At 72.0% G+C, this 18,936-nt stretch carries 17 protein-coding genes; 13 read left to right on the top strand and 4 right to left on the bottom strand.

Features of this window, described 5'->3' with window-relative positions; all coding sequences use genetic code 11:
- Window positions 1-81: 81 nt before the first annotated feature.
- Window positions 82-687 (bottom strand): TetR family transcriptional regulator, encoded by a 606-nt coding sequence (locus ACFYPA_RS35055; protein WP_359086157.1) that lies wholly within the window; start codon window positions 685-687, stop codon window positions 82-84.
- A gap of 252 nt (window positions 688-939) precedes the next feature.
- On the opposite strand from ACFYPA_RS35055, the gene ACFYPA_RS35050 reads away from it, so the two are divergent.
- The gene (locus ACFYPA_RS35050) at window positions 940-1,770 is read left to right on the top strand and encodes an IclR family transcriptional regulator (protein ID WP_359315806.1); all 831 of its coding nucleotides are present in this window, start codon (window positions 940-942) and stop codon (window positions 1,768-1,770) included.
- Window positions 1,771-1,886: 116 nt separating this feature from the next.
- On the opposite strand, the gene ACFYPA_RS35045 is transcribed toward ACFYPA_RS35050, so the two are convergent.
- Window positions 1,887-2,450 carry a flavin reductase family protein gene (locus ACFYPA_RS35045; protein ID WP_389136618.1) on the bottom strand — a complete coding sequence of 188 codons (564 nt, stop codon included), beginning with the start codon at window positions 2,448-2,450 and terminating at the stop codon, window positions 1,887-1,889.
- A 302-nt stretch (window positions 2,451-2,752) separates the two neighbouring features.
- Here ACFYPA_RS35045 and ACFYPA_RS35040 point away from each other — a divergent pair, with 302 nt between their 5' ends.
- The 8 genes from ACFYPA_RS35040 to ACFYPA_RS35005 are packed head-to-tail and all read left to right on the top strand — an operon-like array spanning window position 2,753 to window position 12,034.
- Window positions 2,753-3,622 (top strand): alpha/beta fold hydrolase, encoded by an 870-nt coding sequence (locus ACFYPA_RS35040; RefSeq protein ID WP_389136616.1) that lies wholly within the window; start codon window positions 2,753-2,755, stop codon window positions 3,620-3,622.
- A complete protein-coding gene (locus ACFYPA_RS35035; protein WP_389136613.1) occupies window positions 3,619-5,316 on the top strand; it encodes an FAD-binding protein in 1,698 nt (565 codons plus the stop codon). The genes ACFYPA_RS35040 and ACFYPA_RS35035 overlap by 4 nt, the downstream gene beginning before the upstream one ends.
- A complete protein-coding gene (locus ACFYPA_RS35030; RefSeq protein WP_389136611.1) occupies window positions 5,313-6,350 on the top strand; it encodes a 2Fe-2S iron-sulfur cluster-binding protein in 1,038 nt (345 codons plus the stop codon). Before ACFYPA_RS35035 ends, ACFYPA_RS35030 begins: the two co-directional genes overlap by 4 nt.
- 56 nt (window positions 6,351-6,406) lie before the next feature.
- A complete protein-coding gene (locus ACFYPA_RS35025) occupies window positions 6,407-7,315 on the top strand; it encodes an acetaldehyde dehydrogenase (acetylating) (protein WP_389136608.1) in 909 nt (302 codons plus the stop codon).
- A 28-nt stretch (window positions 7,316-7,343) separates the two neighbouring features.
- Complete coding sequence (dmpG, locus tag ACFYPA_RS35020; protein WP_359086146.1) at window positions 7,344-8,399, top strand: 4-hydroxy-2-oxovalerate aldolase; 1,056 nt, start codon at window positions 7,344-7,346, stop codon at window positions 8,397-8,399.
- Window positions 8,400-8,407: 8 nt separating this feature from the next.
- A complete protein-coding gene (locus ACFYPA_RS35015) occupies window positions 8,408-9,592 on the top strand; it encodes an acyl-CoA dehydrogenase family protein (RefSeq protein WP_389136605.1) in 1,185 nt (394 codons plus the stop codon).
- Between the two features lie 40 nt (window positions 9,593-9,632).
- Window positions 9,633-10,562: a VOC family protein gene (locus ACFYPA_RS35010; protein ID WP_359086142.1), complete on the top strand. Its 930-nt coding sequence runs from the start codon at window positions 9,633-9,635 to the stop codon at window positions 10,560-10,562.
- Window positions 10,559-12,034 carry an FAD-dependent oxidoreductase gene (locus ACFYPA_RS35005; RefSeq protein WP_359354769.1) on the top strand — a complete coding sequence of 492 codons (1,476 nt, stop codon included), beginning with the start codon at window positions 10,559-10,561 and terminating at the stop codon, window positions 12,032-12,034. Before ACFYPA_RS35010 ends, ACFYPA_RS35005 begins: the two co-directional genes overlap by 4 nt.
- Before the next feature lie 62 nt (window positions 12,035-12,096).
- Here the strand turns inward: ACFYPA_RS35005 and ACFYPA_RS35000 are convergent, their stop codons facing one another.
- Both ACFYPA_RS35000 and ACFYPA_RS34995 read right to left on the bottom strand, forming a co-directional pair.
- Window positions 12,097-12,369 carry a ferredoxin gene (locus tag ACFYPA_RS35000; protein ID WP_389136602.1) on the bottom strand — a complete coding sequence of 91 codons (273 nt, stop codon included), beginning with the start codon at window positions 12,367-12,369 and terminating at the stop codon, window positions 12,097-12,099.
- Window positions 12,369-13,529: a Rieske 2Fe-2S domain-containing protein gene (locus tag ACFYPA_RS34995; protein WP_389136599.1), complete on the bottom strand. Its 1,161-nt coding sequence runs from the start codon at window positions 13,527-13,529 to the stop codon at window positions 12,369-12,371. The genes ACFYPA_RS35000 and ACFYPA_RS34995 overlap by 1 nt, the downstream gene beginning before the upstream one ends.
- Before the next feature lie 508 nt (window positions 13,530-14,037).
- Between ACFYPA_RS34995 and ACFYPA_RS34990 the strand changes: the two genes are divergently transcribed.
- Genes ACFYPA_RS34990 through ACFYPA_RS34975 form a run of 4 tightly spaced genes read left to right on the top strand, consistent with a single transcriptional unit; the run spans window position 14,038 to window position 18,932 of the window.
- On the top strand, window positions 14,038-15,198 hold the full coding sequence (locus ACFYPA_RS34990; protein WP_359086135.1) for a steroid 3-ketoacyl-CoA thiolase: 1,161 nt from the start codon (window positions 14,038-14,040) through the stop codon (window positions 15,196-15,198).
- 10 nt (window positions 15,199-15,208) lie between these two features.
- On the top strand, window positions 15,209-17,395 hold the full coding sequence (locus tag ACFYPA_RS34985; RefSeq protein ID WP_389136595.1) for an acyl-CoA dehydrogenase: 2,187 nt from the start codon (window positions 15,209-15,211) through the stop codon (window positions 17,393-17,395).
- Window positions 17,396-17,397: 2 nt separating this feature from the next.
- Entirely contained in the window at window positions 17,398-18,288 is an 891-nt protein-coding gene (locus tag ACFYPA_RS34980; RefSeq protein WP_389136592.1) for a MaoC/PaaZ C-terminal domain-containing protein, read from the top strand.
- Window positions 18,285-18,932: a PaaI family thioesterase gene (locus tag ACFYPA_RS34975; protein WP_359086130.1), complete on the top strand. Its 648-nt coding sequence runs from the start codon at window positions 18,285-18,287 to the stop codon at window positions 18,930-18,932. Before ACFYPA_RS34980 ends, ACFYPA_RS34975 begins: the two co-directional genes overlap by 4 nt.
- Window positions 18,933-18,936 lie beyond the last annotated feature (4 nt).

Raw genomic sequence — 18,936 nt, 5'->3', positions numbered from 1 at the left:
TCTGTGGTGGCTCTTCTGTGCCGAGCGGATCCGTGAAGCGTGGTTCCGCGGTGGCGGGTGAAGTCCCGGTGATGCGGGCCGTCAGGTCTTCAAGCCGCTGGCCAGCGAGGCGAACGCCTCGCGGTAGAGGCTCTGGAACGTACGGGTGCGGCCGGAGGCCGCCCAGACCTCCACCGTGGCGCGCACGGCGGCGATCGCCACGTGTGCGAGCAGCCGGGGCTGTAGATCGGTTTCGGGGTCCTGGCCCAGGCGTTCGGCCAGGACGGCGACCAGGGCGCGCTCGTCGGCGCCCTGGGCGGCCAGGAATCCCGGGAGCAGGGAAGGGCTCGACCTGAGCACCGTCGCCTGGAGCGCCCAGCGTTCGTGGTCCTCCTCGATCTGCGCGAGCTCCTGGGCGAGCGCCTCGCTGAGGGCTTCGAGTGCCGTGAGGTGTTCGGGGGCGTTCAGTACGGCGCGACGGGTCCGTTCGGCGTTCTCGTGACCGGGGCGGGTGATCGCGTCGTCCAGGCACGGGAAGTAGTTGAAGAATGTACGTACAGAGACGCCGACCGCGTCGGTGACCGCTTCCACGGTCACGTTCTCGATCCCGCGGTCCGCGGCCATGCGCAGCGCCATGTCGGCAAGGGCGTCGCGCGTCGCGCGCTTCTTGCGTTCGCGCAGCCCGAGGGGCGGGTCGTCGGCACTCATGAAGGTGCATGCTATGCAATTTTGCTCCCTGGGCAAAATTCTCTTGAAGGTGCTGGTCAGGGGTGGCTCGCGGGCCGTCGGCGCCACGCGCGGGCGAAAGAGGCGGCGCGCATCCCTTCACTGGGCTCGGGGAGCGCTGTTACATTCCGGAAAACAAGAATTCATTTCAGTCTGTGACTGGAGGCACCCATGACGGCTGTCCAAGACGCACCCCAGGTGCATGCCCCGGTTCGTCGCGAGCTGCCACCGTCGATGGTCGAGCGCGTGACGCTGATCATGGACGTCTTCGAGGGGCGGACGGCTCGGCTCTCGCTGGAGGAAGTGGCCCGGTCCACGCAGCTGCCCAGGTCGACGGCGCACCGGATACTCGACCAACTGGTACGGCTGCGCTGGCTCGAACACACCGCCCTCGGTTACGGACTCGGGCGCCGCGCCCTCGGCTTCGGCGGCGGGGACGGCGCGCACGGCAGGATCCGCGAGGCCGCGGCCGCACGGCTGCACCACCTGCAGATCCAGACCGGCCTGGTCGTCCACCTGGCAGTCCTGGACGGGGCGGAGGTGCTCTATCTCGACAAGGTCGGTGGCCGCTTCGCGGCGGCCGTGCCCTCCCGCGTCGGCGGCCGGGCCCCGGCCCACTCCACCGCGCTCGGCAAGGCCATGCTCGCCTGGCTCGAACCGGAGGACGTCGAGGTCAGGGCCGCAGAGTCCATCGGGCGCCTGACACAGCGCACCATCGCCGACCTCGACACCCTGCACCAGGAACTCAACCGCATCCGGCGCCGGCACGGCCTCGCCTTCGAGCGCGGCGAGTGCTTCCCGGACATCGCCTGCGTCGCCGCCGCCGTCCGCGGGCCCGAGGGACCGGTGGCCGCGATTTCCCTGGTGGGGGACGCCTGGTCCCCCTTGGAGAAGGTGGCCCCGCTGGTCGTGGACGCGGCGCGGCAGGTGTCGCGTGAGCTGTTCCCCGAGTCGGAGGGACCGGTCAGGGCGGCGCGCCGGACCGCTGCCGTGCCGGAGGAGACGTGGTCCCCGCAGGCCATGGACCGCCTGCTCGCCGCGGGACAGTACGGCGACTGGCAGTAGGCCGCGGCCGGGAAACCCGTATACGACCGGGGCGGACCGCAGCCGGGGAAGCCCGTACTGCGGCCGGGTGGACCGCACCCGGTGGAATTCGTACGAGGGGCCGGGGTCGCCGCCCCTCACCCCCAGTGGTCGCCCCAGCCCCACGGGCCGGGGGGCGCCGCGGGACTGCCGACACCGAAGCCGCCGCGGAAGAAGATCATCGGCTGCCGGTCGGTCACGGTCTCCAGGGCGAGGACCCGGCCCACCACCACATCGTGGTCGCCCGCGCCGCGCACGTCGTCCACATCGGCGTGCACCCGGGTCAGGACGCCGGGCAGGGACGGCGTCCCCCAGGGGGAGACCTCCCAGTCCAGCCCTTCGAACTTGCGGCCCTTGCTCGAGCCGAACCGGCCGCAGAGATCCGTCTGTTCCTCCGCCAGGATGTTCACGGCGAACCGGCCCGCCTCCCTGATCCTCGGCCACGCCCGCCCCCGGTGGTCCGCGCAGAACAGGACCAGGGCCGGTTCGAGCGACACCGAAGCGAACGACTGGCACGCGAATCCCGCGGGGACGCCGTCCCGGCCGATCCCGGTCACCACCGTGACCCCGGACGCGAAGGTGCCCATGGTGTGCCGCATCCGTGCGGGGCTCGGCTCGGTCTCCTCGCATGCCTCCGGCGCGGACAGGGGCTGTGCGGTCATCGGGTTCACCTCGACGGGGACGGTGCGGTGGTGTGCCCGGGGCCGGGCAGGGGGCCGAAAGTAGGACAGCTTTCCGAAGGGCCGGGCGGCAGTTCCCGATGAGTGGAACGGCTCAGGGCCGCAGGCCGGCGCGGGCCGCCCGCACTCCGGCGACCGTGCGCATCCCGCTGACCGAGACGCCCCCCGCCCGGCCTGCCGGGCCGTGGTTACCGTCCAGGAACCGTTCACACGGCACCCACGCGCCGCCCGGAGGACCACCGCCCGGGCCGGCCCACCGGACACCGAGGTCAACCGAGGCAGGGATGATGACGGCGCTGAGCCATGACTCCACACGGCGCGAACTCGCCACCGATCAGGGTGTGTTGCGTTACCACGAGGCCGGTGACGGCCCGCCCCTGCTGATGTTGCACGGCTCCGGCCCCGGCGTCACCGGCTGGCGCAACTACCGGCACAACCTGGGCACGTTCGCCGAGCACTTCCGCTGCCTGGTCCTGGAGTTCCCCGGGTTCGGGGTCAGCGACCCGGCCGACGGCCACCCCATGGCGACGGCGGCCTCGTCCGTGACCTGCTTCCTGGACGGGCTCGGGATCCAGCAGGCCGACGTCATCGGCAACTCGATGGGCGGCATCATCGGCACGCAGTTCGCGCTCGCCCACCCCGACCGGGTGCGCCGCCTCGTGACGATCGGCGGCATCGGCCGGAACCTGTTCAGCCCGGGGCCCGGTGAAGGCATCAAGCTGCTCTCGGAGTTCACCGACGCACCCTCCCGCGAGGGGCTGATCCGCTGGCTGCACTCCATGGTGTACGACCCCGGCCTGGTGACGGAGGAGCTCATCGAGGAGCGCTGGGCCCAGGCCACCGACCCGGAGACGCTCGCCAGTGCCCGCCGGATGTACGGCAGCAAGGCGTTCGCGGCGCGCTCCGCCGCAGCCGCCGCGTCCGACGAGGCGCCCTACTGGGCCATGCTCCACCGGCTCCGCGCGAAGACCCTGCTCACCTGGGGCCGCGACGACCGGGTCAGCCCTATCGACATGTCGATCCTGCCGATGCGTACCATCCCCGACGCCGAACTGCACGTCTTCCCCGACTGCGGGCACTGGGTGATGATCGAACAGAAGGCCGCCTGGGAGAGTGCGGTCCTCGCCTTCCTCACCCGCAAGGACGCGGCGTGAGCGCCGCGGCCCAGGGAGCCTGGGACGAGGAGTTCGACTTCGTCGTGGTCGGCAGCGGCGGGGGCGGCATGGCCGCGGCCCTGACCGCCACCGACAGCGGTCTGACCACCGTCGTGGTCGAGAAGGGCAAGAAGTACGGCGGCTCGACCGCCGTCTCCGGGGGCGGCATCTGGATCCCCAACAACCCGACCCTGCGGGCCAAGGGCCACGACGACAGCCCGGCCTCCATCCGCCAGTACCTCGACCGGCTCACGGAGAACCGGGTGCCGGGCGCACGCCTCGACGCGTTCGTCGGACAGGGCCCGGCCGCGATGGAGCTCCTCGGCAGGAGCCGCTGGATGCGGTTCTACTGGGTCAAGGGCTACGCCGACTACCACCCCGAGTACGACGGCGGCCGTCCGCTCGGCCGGTCCATCGAGGCGCTGCCCTTCGACACGCGCAAGCTCGGCGAGGACGAGAAGTACCAGCGGCCCAACAGCCTCAAGGGCCCGCTGGGGCTGTGGATCACCTCGAAGGACTACCGGGACCTCGCCATGGTCAAGCGGACCTGGCGCGGACGCCGGGCCTCCCTGACCGCCGCGTGGCGGGTCTCGTCCAACATGATCCGCCGCCGCCACATGGCGACCGGTGGCCGGGCCCTGGTCGCGCGGATGCGCATGGCACTGAAGGACGCAGGCATCCCCCTGTGGCTCAAGAGCCCGATGACCGAGCTCGTCACCGACGCCGGCGGCAAGGTCACCGGCATCGTCGTCGAACGCGACGGCAGGACGGTGCGCGTCGGCGCCCGGCACGGTGTCCTCCTGGCCACCGGGGGGTTCGACCACAACGCGCAGATGCGCAAGGAGTACCTGCCGGAGGGCGGCCGGGACATCCACTCCGCCGGGGTCGTCGAGAACGTCGGTGACGGCATCGTCGCCGGTCAGGCCCTCGGCGCGGCCCTCGACTTCATGGACGACGCCTGGTGGATGCCGTCCGTGCACCATCCGGCCGGCGCGACGATCCCGCTCGTCTCGGAGCGGTGCATCCCCCCGTCGGTGATCGTCTCCGGGAACGGCCGGCGCTTCACCAACGAGTCCTCGCCGTACGTCAACTTCGTCCACGACCAGCTCGACGGCGGGCACACACCCGCCTGGTTCGTGATGGACGCGAAGGCCCGTGCCCGCTACCCCTTCGCGCAGATCCTGCCCGGCCTGCCGTTCCCCAAGGCGTTCTACGAGAACGGCACCGTGCACCGCGCCGACACCCTCACGGAACTCGCCCGGAAGATCGGCGTACCCGAGGACGCGCTCGCCGACACCGTCACACGGTTCAACGGCTTCGCGAGGTCGGGCGTGGACACCGACTTCGGACGCGGCGACAGCGCCTACGACCGGTACTACGGCGACCCGACGCTGAAGAACCCCAACCTCGACGAGCTCGACAAGGCCCCCTACTACGCGATCCGGATCGAGGTGGGCGACCTCGGAACCAAGGGCGGACTCGTCTGCGACGAGCACAGCCAGGTGCTGCGCGAGGACGGCTCCGTCATCTCCGGGCTGTACGCCACCGGCAACACCTCCGCGGCCGTCATGGGCAACGAGTACGCCGGACCGGGCGCCACCATCGGCCCGTCCATCGTGTTCGGCTACATCGCGGCCCGGCACGCGGCCGCCGCCGCCTGCCCGGGGGCCCGGGCCGGCGGAGGCACACCATGAGCCCGGCGCCGCTGACCGTACGCGTGGTCAAGGTGATCCGGGAGACGGCCGACGCGCACTCGCTCGTCCTGGAACCGGCGGACGGGGACCGGGCCGGGTTCACCTACCGGCCCGGTCAGTTCCTCACCGTCCGGGTGCCCTCCGAGCGCCCCGGCGGGGCTGCCCGCTGCTATTCGCTGTGCAGCTCCCCGGTGCGCGACGAGCACCTGAAGGTGACCGTCAAGCGCACAGCCGGCGGGTACGCGTCGCACTGGATCTGCGACCACGTCACCGAGGGCGACACCCTGGAGGTGCTGCGCCCCGCGGGCACCTTCACCCCCGACTCGCTCGACGGCGACTTCCTGCTGCTGGCCGCGGGCAGCGGCATCACCCCGGTGATGTCGATCCTCACCTCCGTCCTGCACGCGGGGACCGGCGCGGTCACCCTCCTCTATGCCAACCGCGACGAGCGGTCCGTCATCTTCCGCGAGGAACTGGCCGACCTGGCACGGGAGTACGGTGACCGGCTCACCGTCCTGCACTGGCTGGAGTCCGTCCAGGGCCGGCCCACCGCGACCGGCCTGCGCGCCCTGGCCCGCCCCTCCGCCGGACGCCCCGCCTTCGTCTGCGGACCGGGGCCCTTCATGGACCTGGCGGCCGGCGTACTCACCGGACTGGGCCTCCCGCCCGACCGGATCACGGTGGAGCGCTTCACCTCACTGACCGGCGACCCGTTCGCCGAACGCGAGCCCGTACCCCGGCCGGACACCGCCGGGCCCGTCAGCACGGCCGAGGTGGAGCTGGACGGCGTGCGCCACACCGTCGACTGGCCCCGGGACACCCCGCTGCTCGACGTGCTGCTCGCCGCCGGAATCGACGCGCCGTACTCCTGCCGGGAGGGCAGTTGCAGCGCCTGCGCCTGCGTCCTCACCGAGGGCGAGGTGGCGATGGGACACAACGACGTCCTCGACGCGACCGACCTCGCCGACGGCCTGATCCTCGCCTGCCAGGCCCGCCCGCTCAGCGACCGGCTGAAAGCCACCTACGACGGCTGAGCCGCCGCCCCCGTACCCGTTCTCCGCTCCCACTCGACCCGGATGAGGTTCGAACCGTGACCAAGGCGACCGCCGCGATCGTCGGATCCGGCAATATCGGCACCGACCTGATGTACAAGCTCCTGCGCTCGCCCGACATCGAGCCGCGCTGGATGATCGGCATCGACGAACAGAGCCCGGGCCTCAAGCGCGCCGCCGATCACGGCCTGCACGCGAGCGCCGAAGGCGTCGACGTGCTGCTGGCCGGCGACGAGCGTCCGGACCTGGTCTTCGAGGCCACGTCCGCGTACGTCCACCGGGCCAACGCACCCAAGTACGCCGAACTCGGCATCCAGGCCATCGACCTGACCCCCGCCGCCATCGGCCCGGCGGTCGTGCCCGCCGTCAACCTCGGCGACCACCTCGACGCGCCGAACGTCTCCCTCATCACCTGCGGCGGCCAGGCCACCATCCCGATCGTGCACGCCGTGTCGCGGGTCACCGAGGTCGCCTACGCGGAGATCGTCGCGAGCGTCGCCTCGCCGTCCGCGGGGCCCGGCACCCGCGCCAACATCGACGAGTTCACGCTCACCACCAGCCGGGGCATCGAGACGATCGGCGGCGCCGCCAAGGGCAAGGCCATCATCATCCTCAACCCGGCCGAGCCGCCGATGCTGATGCAGGACACCGTCTTCTGCGCCGTCCCCGCCGACGTGGACCAGGCCGCCGTCACCGCCTCGATCCAGGAGACCGTCGCCGAGGTCGCCGCGTACGTTCCCGGCTACCGGCTGCGCGCCGAGCCGCAGTTCGACGGGCCGACCGCGGTCAGCGGCGGGCTCGCCCGGGTCGCGGTCTTCGTCGAGGTGGAGGGCGCGGGCGACTTCCTGCCGCCGTACTCCGGAAACCTCGACATCATGACCGCCGCCGCCACCCGGGTCGGCGAGGGCTTCGCCCAGCGGATCACCGCCCGCCGCGCCGGCGCCTGACCGCCGCTCACCGAGGAGTACACGAGCCATGCCCTACAGCTCCGACCTGGACATCCGCGTCACCGACTCGTCCCTGCGCGACGGATCGCACGCGAAGCAGCACCAGTTCACCGTCGACCACGTCACGTCCATCGTCGGCGCACTCGACGACGCGGGTGTGCCCGTCATCGAGGTCACGCACGGCGACGGCCTCGGCGGATCGTCCTTCAACTACGGCTTCAGTCACACACCCGAGCAGGAGCTCATCAAGGCCGCGGTGAAGACCGCCCGCCGGGCGAAGATCGCGTTCCTGATGCTGCCCGGGCTCGGCCTCCAGGACGACATCCGCGAGGCCGCCGACAACGGCGCCGCGATCTGCCGGATCGCCACCCACTGCACCGAGGCGGACATCTCCGTCCAGCACTTCGGGCTGGCCCGCGAACTCGGCCTGGAGACCGTCGGCTTCCTGATGATGTCGCACAGCCAACCGCCCGAGGTGCTGGCCCGGCAGGCCCGCATCATGGCCGACGCGGGCTGTCAGTGCGTGTACGTGGTCGACTCCGCGGGCGCCCTCATCATGGAGCAGACCGGCGACCGTATCGCCGCCCTGGTCGCCGAACTCGGCGACGACGCGCAGGTCGGCTTCCACGGGCACGAGAACCTCGGCCTCGGTGTCGCGAACTCGGTCCTCGCGGTACGCGCCGGAGCCACCCAGATCGACGGATCGACCCGCCGCTTCGGCGCGGGCGCGGGCAACACCCCCGTCGAGGGATTCGCCGCCGTGGCCGAGAAGCTGGGCATCCGTACCGGCATCGACGTCTTGAAGATCATCGACGCTGCCGAGGACGTCGTGCGGCCCGTCATGGACGGCGAATGCCTGCTCGACCGGCTCTCCCTGACGATGGGATACGCCGGGGTCTACTCCAGCTTCCTGAAGCACGCCGCCCGGCAGGCCGCCACCTACCAGGTCTCCGGCGCCGAGATCCTCATGGAGGCCGGCCGCCGCAAGCTCGTCGGCGGCCAGGAGGACCAGCTCATCGAGATCGCGGTCGCCCTCGCGGCGAAGAAGCGGTCCGGGGCCACCCAGAACTCCTCGGGGAAGTGAGAACAGCCATGACCAATCCCGTACTCGAAGCCGTCGAGGCCCGCGCCGACGAGATCCGCGCGCTCGGCCCCGCCAACGAGGCGCTCGGCCGGCTCGACGACCAGGCCGCGAAGATCCTCCGCGACGTCGGGGCGATGCGCATGCTCCAGCCGAAGACGCACGGCGGTCTCGAACTGCATCCGCGCGAGTTCGCCGAGACCGTCATGAGGATCGCCGCCCTGGACGGGGCCACCGGCTGGGTCACCGGCGTCGTCGGAGTCCACCCGTGGGAGATGGCGATGGCCGATCCCCGCGTCCAGGAGGAGATCTGGGGCGAGGACCCGGACACCTGGATCGCCTCCCCGTACGCGCCGATGGGCCTGCTGCGGCCCGTCGACGGCGGCTACGTCTTCAACGGCCGCTGGCAGTTCTCCTCCGGTACCGACCACTGCCGCTGGATCTTCCTCGGCGGCTTCCTCGCCGACGCCGACGGCAAGCGCCTGAACCCCCCGCGGTCCGTGCACGTCATCCTGCCGCGCGCCGACTACGAGATCGTCGAGGACTCCTGGGACGTGGTCGGACTGCGCGGCACCGGCAGCAAGGACGTCATCGTCAAGGACGCCTTCGTACCCGACTACCGCGTCATCGAGTTCAACAAGGTGGTGGACGGCTCGCTGGCCGTCGAGGCGGGGCTGACCAACCCCGCCTACCGGCTGCCCTTCTCGGCCGCGTTCCCGCTCGGCATCACCGCCGCGGTGATCGGCATCTGTGAGGGCGCGCTCGCCCACCACCTCGACTACCAGCGCACCCGGGTGCAGATCACCGGCCAGGCCGTGAAGGACGACCCGTACGTCCTCTACGCCATCAGCGAGGCCGCGGCCGAGATCGCGGCCTCCCGTTCGGCGCTGCTCGACAACATCAGCCAGATCTACGACGCGGTCGCCGTCGGCCAGGAGATCAGCTTCGAGCGCCGTGCCGTCGGCCGGCGCACCCAGGCAGCCGCCGCGTGGCGGGCGGTCCGCGCGGTCGACGAGGCAGTCGCGCGCTCCGGCGGCAACGCGATGCGGCTGGACAACCCGATCCAGCGGTTCTGGCGCGACGCGCACGTGGGCCTCACGCATGCCATCCACGTGCCGGGATCCGTCTTCCACGCCTCGGCCCTCACCGAGATCGGCATCGAGCCGCCGCAGGGCCCGATGCGTTCGATGATCTGACGATTTCGTCCGGAAGCAGAGCGGTTCAGAGAGGAACTTCATGACACAGATCCGCGGACTCGGCTACCTCCGGGTCCAGACCCGTGACATCGCACGCTGGCGCGAACTCGCCGTGGACGCCCTCGGCTTCGCCGAAGGCTCCGGTCCGGACCCGGACGGTCTGTACCTGCGCATGGACGAGCGCCGTACCCGCCTCGTCGTCCTGCCCGGCGACAGCGACCGGGTGCTGTCGGTCGGCTGGGAGGTGCGGGACCAGTTCGCGCTCGCCACCGTCGGCCGCGCCGTCGAGGCGTCCGGTACGGCGGTGAAGCCGCTCGGACGGGAGGAGGCCGACGACCGGGGCGTCGAGGAGGCCCTCACGTTCGAGGACCCGGCGGGAGTGCCCGTCGAGGTGTTCTACGCCCCGATCCTCGACCACAGCCCCGTAGTGACCAAGCTCGGCCAGCGGTTCGTCACCGGCGGCCAGGGGATGGGACACATCGTCCTGCCCACCACCCGCCCCGACGAGACGATCGCCTTCTACACCGAAGTGCTCGGATTCCTGCCCCGCGGTGCCATGCGGGTCGGTGACCGGTCGCCGGACGCCCCACCGCGCCGGGTGCGCTTCATGGGCGTCAACGAACGCCACCACAGCCTCGCGGTCTGCGGCGCCCCGCACGGCGAGGCACCCGGCCTGGTGCACCTGATGGTCGAGGTGGACAGCCTCGACGCCGTCGGCCGCGCCCTCGACAATGTCGGCAAGCTCGGCTTCTCGCTCTCCTCCACCCTGGGCCGGCACACCAACGACAAGATGGTGTCGTTCTACGTGCGCGCGCCCGGTGGCTGGGACCTGGAGTACGGCTACGACGGGATGCGCGTCGACGAGACGCACTACACCGCCGAGGAGATCACCGCCGACAGCTACTGGGGCCACGACTGGTCCGGCTCCGAACCGCTCGCGGCCTTCACCCCGCCCGGGTCGGCCTCATGAGCACCACCCGGCCGGTGACACCCGTCCCCGCCGGGACCGTCGAGCACTACGACGGCGAGACCGACGTGCTGGTCGTCGGCTTCGGATGCGCGGGAGCCGCCGCCGCGTACGAGGCGGCGTCGGCGGGCGCCGGCGTCCTCGTACTGGAACGGGCCGGTGGTCCCGGCGGGTCCTCCGCCCTGTCCGGCGGCGAGCTGTATCTCGGCGGCGGGACCCCGGTGCAGCGGGCGTGCGGTTTCGAGGACAGCGCGGACGACATGTTCGCCTATCTCCGTGCCGCGCTCGGGCCGCACGCCGACGAGGAGAAGCTGCGCCTGTACTGCGACGGCAGTGCCGACCACTTCCAGTGGTTCGTGGACCGGGGGCTGACCTTCCGGCCGACCCTGTGGGACGCGCCGACCTGGATGCCGACCACCGAGGACGGGCTGTTGTGGCTGGGCGAGAACGCCTGGCCGTACAACGAGATCGCCCGTCCGGCGCCGCGCGGCCACCGCTGTGAGACCGAGGCGTTCGGCGGCTGGCTGGTGATGGAGAAACTGGTCGCCGCCGCCGAGGGGGCCGGGGCCGCCGTACACGCCGACACCCTGGTCACCGCGCTGATCACCGACGACGACGGACGGGTCGTCGGCGTCACCGCGCGCCGGCACGGCCAGGATCTGGCGTACCGCGCCCGCAAGGGGGTCGTCCTGACCACGGGCGGGTTCGCCGACAACGAGGAGATGCTCGCCGACCACGCCCCGCACCTCATCGGCCACGACAAGGTCAGCGACGGGCTGGACGACGGCAGCGGCATCCGGATGGCCGCCGCGCTGGGCGCCGCCACCCGGAGGATGGGCGTGGTCGAACTGGCACTGACCGCGCTTCCCGCGATGGTCACCCGGGGCATGCTGGTCAACGCCCACGGACAGCGCTTCATCAACGAGGACGTGTACCCCGGCCTGTTCAGCGTGGCCGCCGTGCTGACCCAGCCCGCCCCCTACTGGGTGATCATCGACGAGGAGGGGTACGAGTCGATTCCGGAGGCGGAGCGCGCCGGTGTGGTTCCCCGGTTCGTCACGGAGACCCTGGCGGAGCTGGAGACCGAACTCGGGATGCCGCCGGGCGCCCTGGAGTCCACGGTCGGCACGTACAACACGCACGCGGCGAGCGGCCGGGACCCGTACTTCCACAAGGACCCGCGCTGGCTGCGGCCGTTGAGCGGGCCGTTCGCGGCGGTCGATCCGCGGGCAGGTCTGGGCGGCCGCCCCCCTGCGGGTGCCGGAACGGGCGTTGCCGGGTTCACCCTGGGCGGGCTGCACACCACGGTGGACGGTGTGGTGCTCGACCTGTCCGGTGGCCCCGTCCCCGGGCTCTACGCCGCGGGGCGGGCCGCCTCCGGCATCCACGGCGAGGGATACATCAGCGGCACCTCGCTCGGTGACGGGACGTTCTTCGGGCGGCGCGCGGGGGCCGCCGCGGCGGCCGGCAACTGAGTTCGCGCGAGTGAAGGAGGCCGGGTACGCGTACCCGGCCTCCTTCGCCGTGCCTTCAGGGGTCAGCTGCCGGACGCAGGCCCGCCCCCGTCGTCGTCCACGAGCTCGATCGTGCCCCGCAGCACGGCCTCGCGGATCGTGTCACGCATCGAGCCGCAGCCGTCGAAGGCCGCCCCGGCGCCCTCGCGCTCCGCGCAGCGGGCCACCGCCCGGCCGTCCCACTGGACACTCGTCTGCTGCAGGCTGCTCTTGCGTACGAGTACCCGCGCCGCGCACCGGTCGCACGTCAGGGGCCGCATCGGCGCGCTGTCGGTGAGCCGGTTGTCGACCCGCATCAGACCGGCCGGCCCTCGGCGGCGGCAGCCTTGCGGGCGAGGTTCGCGTCGACTTCCTTCTGCCATGCCTCGACGGGCCGCGTGGTGTCCAGCTCGAACTCGAAGCGGTCGGTCATCTCCGGCTTCACATCGGCCACGTCCACGTAGAACTGCTCGTACCAGCGCCGCAGTTGGTAGACCGGGCCGTCCTCCTCGCAGAGCAGGGGATTGTCGATCCTGGCCTTGTTCTGCCAGATCTCGACGTCCTGCTCGAAGCCGAGCCTGATGAACTGGGCCATGCCCGCCGCGAGGTCGTCGGCCTGGCTTCCCTCCATCGACGCCGAGCGTTTCACGATGATGCCGTACTGCAGCACGAACCGGTCTGCGTCGACCGGATAGTGACAGTTGATCAGGACCACCTGCTGGTCGCCGGTGTCGAACTGGTACGTCAGGTCGTCGATCATGAACGACGGGCCGTGGTACGAGGCGATCGAGTCGCTGCCCGTGGTCCTGGGCTTGTCGCCCTGCTCCTGGGGACGGGCGTCGGGGCGGCCGGTCGCCTGCATGTGCTGGGTGGCGGTGTGGCCCTCGAAGACGTTCTTGAAGAACGTCGGGAACGAGTAGTGGACGTAGAAGAAGTGGGCCATGTCCACCACGTTGTCCACGACTTCGCGGCAGTTGGCGTCGATGGTGGTCTCGTACCAGAGCCAGTCGGTCCACTCGTCACTCGTCGCGCCCTCGATCCGGGGGATGGCCACGTCCGCGGGCGGCGGATTGCCCTCCGGGTCGTTCCAGACGAAGAGCATGCCGTCCTGGTCCAGCGTCGTCCAGGACGACGTCCGGGCCCGCAGCGGAACCCTCTTGGAGTACGGGATCCGCTTGCAGCGGCCGTCACCGCCCCAGCGCCAGTCGTGGAACGGGCAGGCGACCTCGTCACCCTTGACGCTGCCCTGGGAGAGGTCCCCGCCCATGTGGCGGCAGTAGGCGTCCAGCACGCTGAGCGTGCCGTCCCCGGCCTGGAAGACCACGAGCTTCTGGCCGAACGCCCGCACCGAATGGGGCTTGCCGTCCTTGAACTTCTCCGCGAGGCCCAGGCAGTGCCAGCCGCGCGCGAAACGCGTGGGTGCCGCTGTGGCTTCGATGGCCCTGACGTCGTCGGGAGCTGACTCGACTGCGCTCACGTTCTCTCATCCCCTTAAGGACGCATGGTTTCCAGGTTCCCGGACCGTAGGCCCGTGCATTGGCGCCCGGCCGGGGGAGTCCCACTGACCGGAACCGGCCCCCGGGGGCCCGTCGAGGGCCGGTCCCGGCCGGTGGGACCGGGGTTTCGTGGTGCCGTCGGCCGTGCGTACGGTCCGCCGGTTCGTCCACCGCAGGACACGGCGACGGAGCCCCTGATGAACCGATTCGACGGCATGACAGTCCTGCTCACCGGGGCGGATCGTGACCCGCCTCGCCGACGGCGCCGACGAGGACGCGGTGATCGAGAGCGTGCGGGCGGCGGCCGACGCGCTCGGCGGGGCGGAACTCCGGGCCGACGGCGGATCGCACCTCTGACGGCGCCGCCCGCTCTTCCGTGGGCGGGCCGGGCCACTGAGCGGGACTGACCCTTGCTTGTTTCAAGAACGAATTCTAGTTTTGGGCTCTCAGTGTTCCGGGCCCACGGGCCCCCACACCTTTTGGAGAGCCATGACCGAGGCCGTCATCGTCGAAGCCGCGAGGACACCGGTCGGCCGGCGCCGCGGCGTCCTGTCCGGACTCCACCCGGCCGAACTCCTCGGGCTCGCCCAGAAGGGCCTGCTGGCGCGCGCCGGTCTCGCCCCCGACACCGTGGAGCAGGTCATCGGGGGCTGCGTCACCCAGGCCGGTGAGCAGTCCAACAACGTCACGCGCAACGCCTGGCTGCATGCCGGACTGCCGTACACCACCGCCTGCACCTCGATCGACTGCGCCTGCGGCTCGTCGCAGCAGGCCGTGCACCTGGTCGCGGCCCTGATCGCCTCCGGTGCCATCGAGACCGGCATCGGCTGCGGCGTCGAATCCATGAGCCGCGTCTTCCTCGGCGCCGCGCTCACCCCCGGCAGCGGCTCCCCGGCACCGGAGGACTGGGGCCTGGACATGCCCGACCAGTTCACCGCCGCCGAACGCATCGCCCGCAACCGCGGCATCACCCGGGCCGACGCGGACGCCCTCGGCCTCGTCTCCCAGCAGAAGGCCGGCCGGGCCTGGGCCGAGGACCGCTTCGCCGGGCAGATCATCGAGATCCAGGCCCCCGTACCGGGCCCCGAGGGGCCCACCGGCGAAACCGCCCTCGTCAGCCGGGACCAGGGCCTGCGCGACACCACCCCCGAGGCGCTGGCCGCCCTGCGGCCCGTACTCCCCGACGGCATCCACACCGCGGGGAACTCCTCCCAGATCAGCGACGGCGCCGCCGCCGTCCTGCTCATGAGCCGGGAGCGCGCCGCGCGCGAAGGGCTGCGCCCCCGTGCCCGGATCGTGGCCTCCACCATGGTCGGCTCCGACCCGTACTACCACCTCGACGGGCCCATCGCCGCGACCGAACGGGTGCTGGGCAACGCCGGGATGACGCTCGCCGACATCGACCTCGTCGAGATCAACGAGGCCTTCGCCTCCGTCGTCCTGTCCTGGGCGCAGGTCCACAAGGCGGACATGGACAAGGTCAACGTCAACGGCGGCGCCATCGCGCTCGGTCACGCCGTCGGCTCCACCGGCGCCCGGCTCCTCACCCAGGCCCTGTACGAGCTGGAGCGCACGGGCAAGTCCACCGCGCTGATCACCATGTGCGCCGGCGGCGCGCACTCGACCGCCACGATCATCGAACGCATCTGAGGGGCGCGCCATGACCATCGGACTCACCCAGGAGCACCTGGACCTGCGCGACGCCGTACGCGCCTTCGCCAATCGGCACATCACCGAGGACACCCTCCGCGCGGCGGCCGACGCCGACAAGGAGACCCTCCCCGCCCACTGGAGCGGCCTCGCCGGACAGGGTCTGCTCGGGCTGCACCTGCCAGAGGAGGACGGCGGCGCCGGGTACGGACTCGTCGAACTCGCCGTCGTCACCGAGGAACTGGGCCGCGCCACGGCCCCCGGGCCCTTCCTGCCGACAACCCTCGCCTCGGCCGTCCTGCACGCCGCCGGACACCGGACCTACCTCGCCGCGCTCGCCGCCGGCACCACCCTCGGCGCGGTCGGGCTCGGCGCCGGAACCCTCGCCCTGGCCCGCGCCGCCGACGGCACGGTCACGGTCTCCGGCACCTCGGAGCTGGTCATCGGCGGACACCTCGCCGACGTGTTCGTGCTGCCCGCGTCCGACGGCGGCCGGACCACCTGGCTGGTGCTGCCCCGCGCCGCCGTCGACACCACCGACGTCCGCAGCCACGACCTGACCCGCCGCTCCTCCCGGGTGACCGTACGGTCGGTGCCGGTCCCCGCCACCGATCTGCTGGACCTCGACCCGCGCACGCCCCCGGACCTCGCCGCGACGCTGTTCGCCGCCGAAGCCGCCGGACTCGCCGACCGCTGCGTGAGCACCGCCGCGCAGTACGCCCGGGTGCGCGAGCAGTTCGGGCGCCGCATCGGCCAGTTCCAGGGCGTCAAGCACCGCTGCGCCCGCATGCTCGCCCAGGCCGAACAGGCCCGCGCCTGCGCCTGGGACGCCGCCCGCGCACACGACGTGGTGGACCGGGCGGAGGCATCCCTGGCCGCCGCTGTCGCCGCGGCGGTCGCCGTCGACGCCGCGTTCTCCGCCGCCAAGGACTGCATCCAGGTGCTCGGCGGCATCGGCTTCACCTGGGAGCACGACGCCCACCTCGCGCTGCGCCGCGCCCAGACCCTCCGGATCGCCCTGGGTCCGGCCGCCGCCTGGCGCCGACGCGTCGCCCGCCTCACCCTGGACGGCACCCGCCGCACCCTGAGCGTGGAACTGCCGGCCGAGGCCGAAGCCGTACGCGAGGACATCCGCGCCGAACTGCGGGCAGCCGCGGCCCTGGACGGGAAGGACCGGCTCACCCACCTCGCCGACCACGGCTACACCGCGCCGCACCTGCCGGCCCCCTGGGGCAAGGGCGCCGGCCCGGTGGACCAGCTCGTCATCGCCCAGGAGCTCCAGGCCGCGGACCTCACGCCCGTCGACATGATCATCGGCGGCTGGGTCGTCCCCACGCTCATCGCCCACGGCGACCCCGCCCAGCAGGAGCGCTTCCTCGCCCCCAGCCTGCGCGGCGACATCCGCTGGTGCCAGCTGTTCAGCGAACCGGGCGCGGGGTCCGACCTCGCCGGGCTCACCACCCGCGCCGAGAAGGCCGACGGCGGCTGGCGGATCACCGGGCAGAAGGTGTGGACCTCCATGGCCCGCGACGCGCACTGGGGCGTCCTCCTGGCCCGCACGGATGCCGACGTGCCGAAGCACAAGGGGATCTCCTACTTCCTCCTCGACATGACGAGCCCCGGGATCGACATCCGGCCGCTGCGGCAGATCACCGGGGAGGCCGAGTTCAACGAGGTCTTCCTCGACGAGGTGTTCATCGCCGACGACCTGCTCGTGGGGGCGCCGGGCGCCGGCTGGAAGCTCGCCCGGACCACGCTCGCCAACGAGCGCGTCGCCCTCTCCCACGACTCGGTCGGCTCGGGCGCCGAGGCCCTGCTGGAGATCGCCGCCGCATCGGACGGCCTCGACGACGAGCAGCTCACCACGCTCGGCAGCCACCTCTGCGACGCCCAGACCGGCGCCGTCCTCGCGCTGCGCACCACCCTGCGCACCGTCTCCGGGCAGCAGCCCGGCGCCGAGGCGTCCGTCTCCAAACTGCTCGGCGTCGAACACCAGCAGCGGGTCTGGGAGACCTGCATGGAATGGCAGGGCTCCGCCGCGCTCACCGGCGAGGGCGAACGCTTCGACGCCACCTGGCAGTTCCTCATGGCCCGGAGCCTGTCCATCGCGGGCGGTACGACGGAGGTCCAGCTGAACATCATCGGCGAGCGCATGCTCGGCCTGCCCCGTGACCCCGAGCCCACCCGGAAAGGCTGACCATGCCGATCGACCGTGACAAGGCGCTGACGGCGGACCCGTCCGTCCACGAGATCCACTGGACCACCCGCGATGTGCTCCTGTACCACCTGAGCCTGGGTGCGGGTGCCGACGCGGCCACCGGCCCGGAGCTGCACCTGACGTACGAGAAGGGCCTCGGCGTGCTGCCGACCTTCGCCATGGTGGCCGGGTCCGGGATCTCGGCGGGCGAGGCCCACCCGCCGGGCTTCCACCTGCCCGGCATCGACATCGACCTGCGACGCGTCCTCCACGCCGGCCAGGGGCTCCAGGTCCACCGGCCCCTGCCGGCCTCGGGCACCGCCACGCTCTCCTCGCGCGTCGCCGAGCTCCGGGACAAGGGCAAGGCCGCGCTCATCGTGCTGGAGTCCATGGCCACGGACGCCGATGGCGCACCGATGTGGACCTCCACCACCCGCATCTGGGCCCGCGGCGAGGGGGGCTTCGGCGGAGAGCCGGGCCCGGCGGAGGACTGGACGGCACCCGACCGTCCCGCGGACACGGTGCTCACGTCCGCCACCAGCCCCCAGCAGGCCCTGTGGTACCGGCTCAACGGTGACCTCAACCCGCTCCACGCCGACCCGGAATTCGCCCGGCAGGCCGGGTTCGACCGTCCGATCCTGCACGGGCTCGCCTCGTACGGCCTCCTCTGCAAGGCCCTCGTCGACGGCGTTCTCGACGGCGACGTCAGCCGCCTCACCGGCCTCACCGTGCGCTTCGCCGGCCCGCTCGTCCCCGGCGAGACCCTCGCCACCTCCGTATGGCGCCAGGAACCGGCCGACGACGGCACGCGGCAGCTCGCGCTGCACGTCGCCTGCCCCGAGCGGGGCGACGCGCCCGTGCTCACCCACGCGACGGCGACGGTGACGGCATGAGTGCCCCTTGCGACGAGAGCACCGCACCGGTCACCGGCCCCCGCCTCAGCGCGGAACCGCACAAGGACGGGGTCGACGCGGCCGTCGCCGCCGCCCGCCGGGTGGTCACGGCCCTGCTGCGCGCGGGCGACGGAACCGGCGCCGACATGGACGGGATCGCCGCCCGGCTCGACGCGGTCGCGGACGGGCTGGCGGAGAAGGCGCTCCCCACGCGCCGGCGCCTGGTCGAGATGTGGCAGGGCGAGGGCGTCACCCGGTACGACCCCGTCACCGGTCCGCAGAACGCCCTGGCACCGCCGCTGCACCTGCACGGCAAGGACGACGGTTCCATCGAAGGCGTCGTCACGCTCGACCTCGCGTACCAGGGACCGCCCGGTCATGTGCACGGTGGTGTCTCGGCGCTGCTCCTCGACCACACGCTGGGTGTGGCCAACCACTGGGGCGGCCCCTCCGGCATGACCGCGGAACTGACGCTGCGCTATCTGCGGCCCACACCGCTGTTCGAGCCGCTGACGGTCACCGGACGCCAGGTCTCGGTAGACGGTTCGCGGATCCGTACGGTCGGCGAGATCCGGGCCGGCGGGGAGGTCTGCGTCACCGCGGACGGCCTTTTCATCAACAAGCAGCTTCCCAGGCCGAGTTGAGGGA

The sequence above is a fragment of the Streptomyces sp. NPDC005775 genome (genome assembly GCF_042871565.1).
Classification (GTDB): Bacteria; Actinomycetota; Actinomycetes; order Streptomycetales; family Streptomycetaceae; genus Streptomyces.
This window is presented reverse-complemented; position numbering and strand designations above follow the sequence as displayed.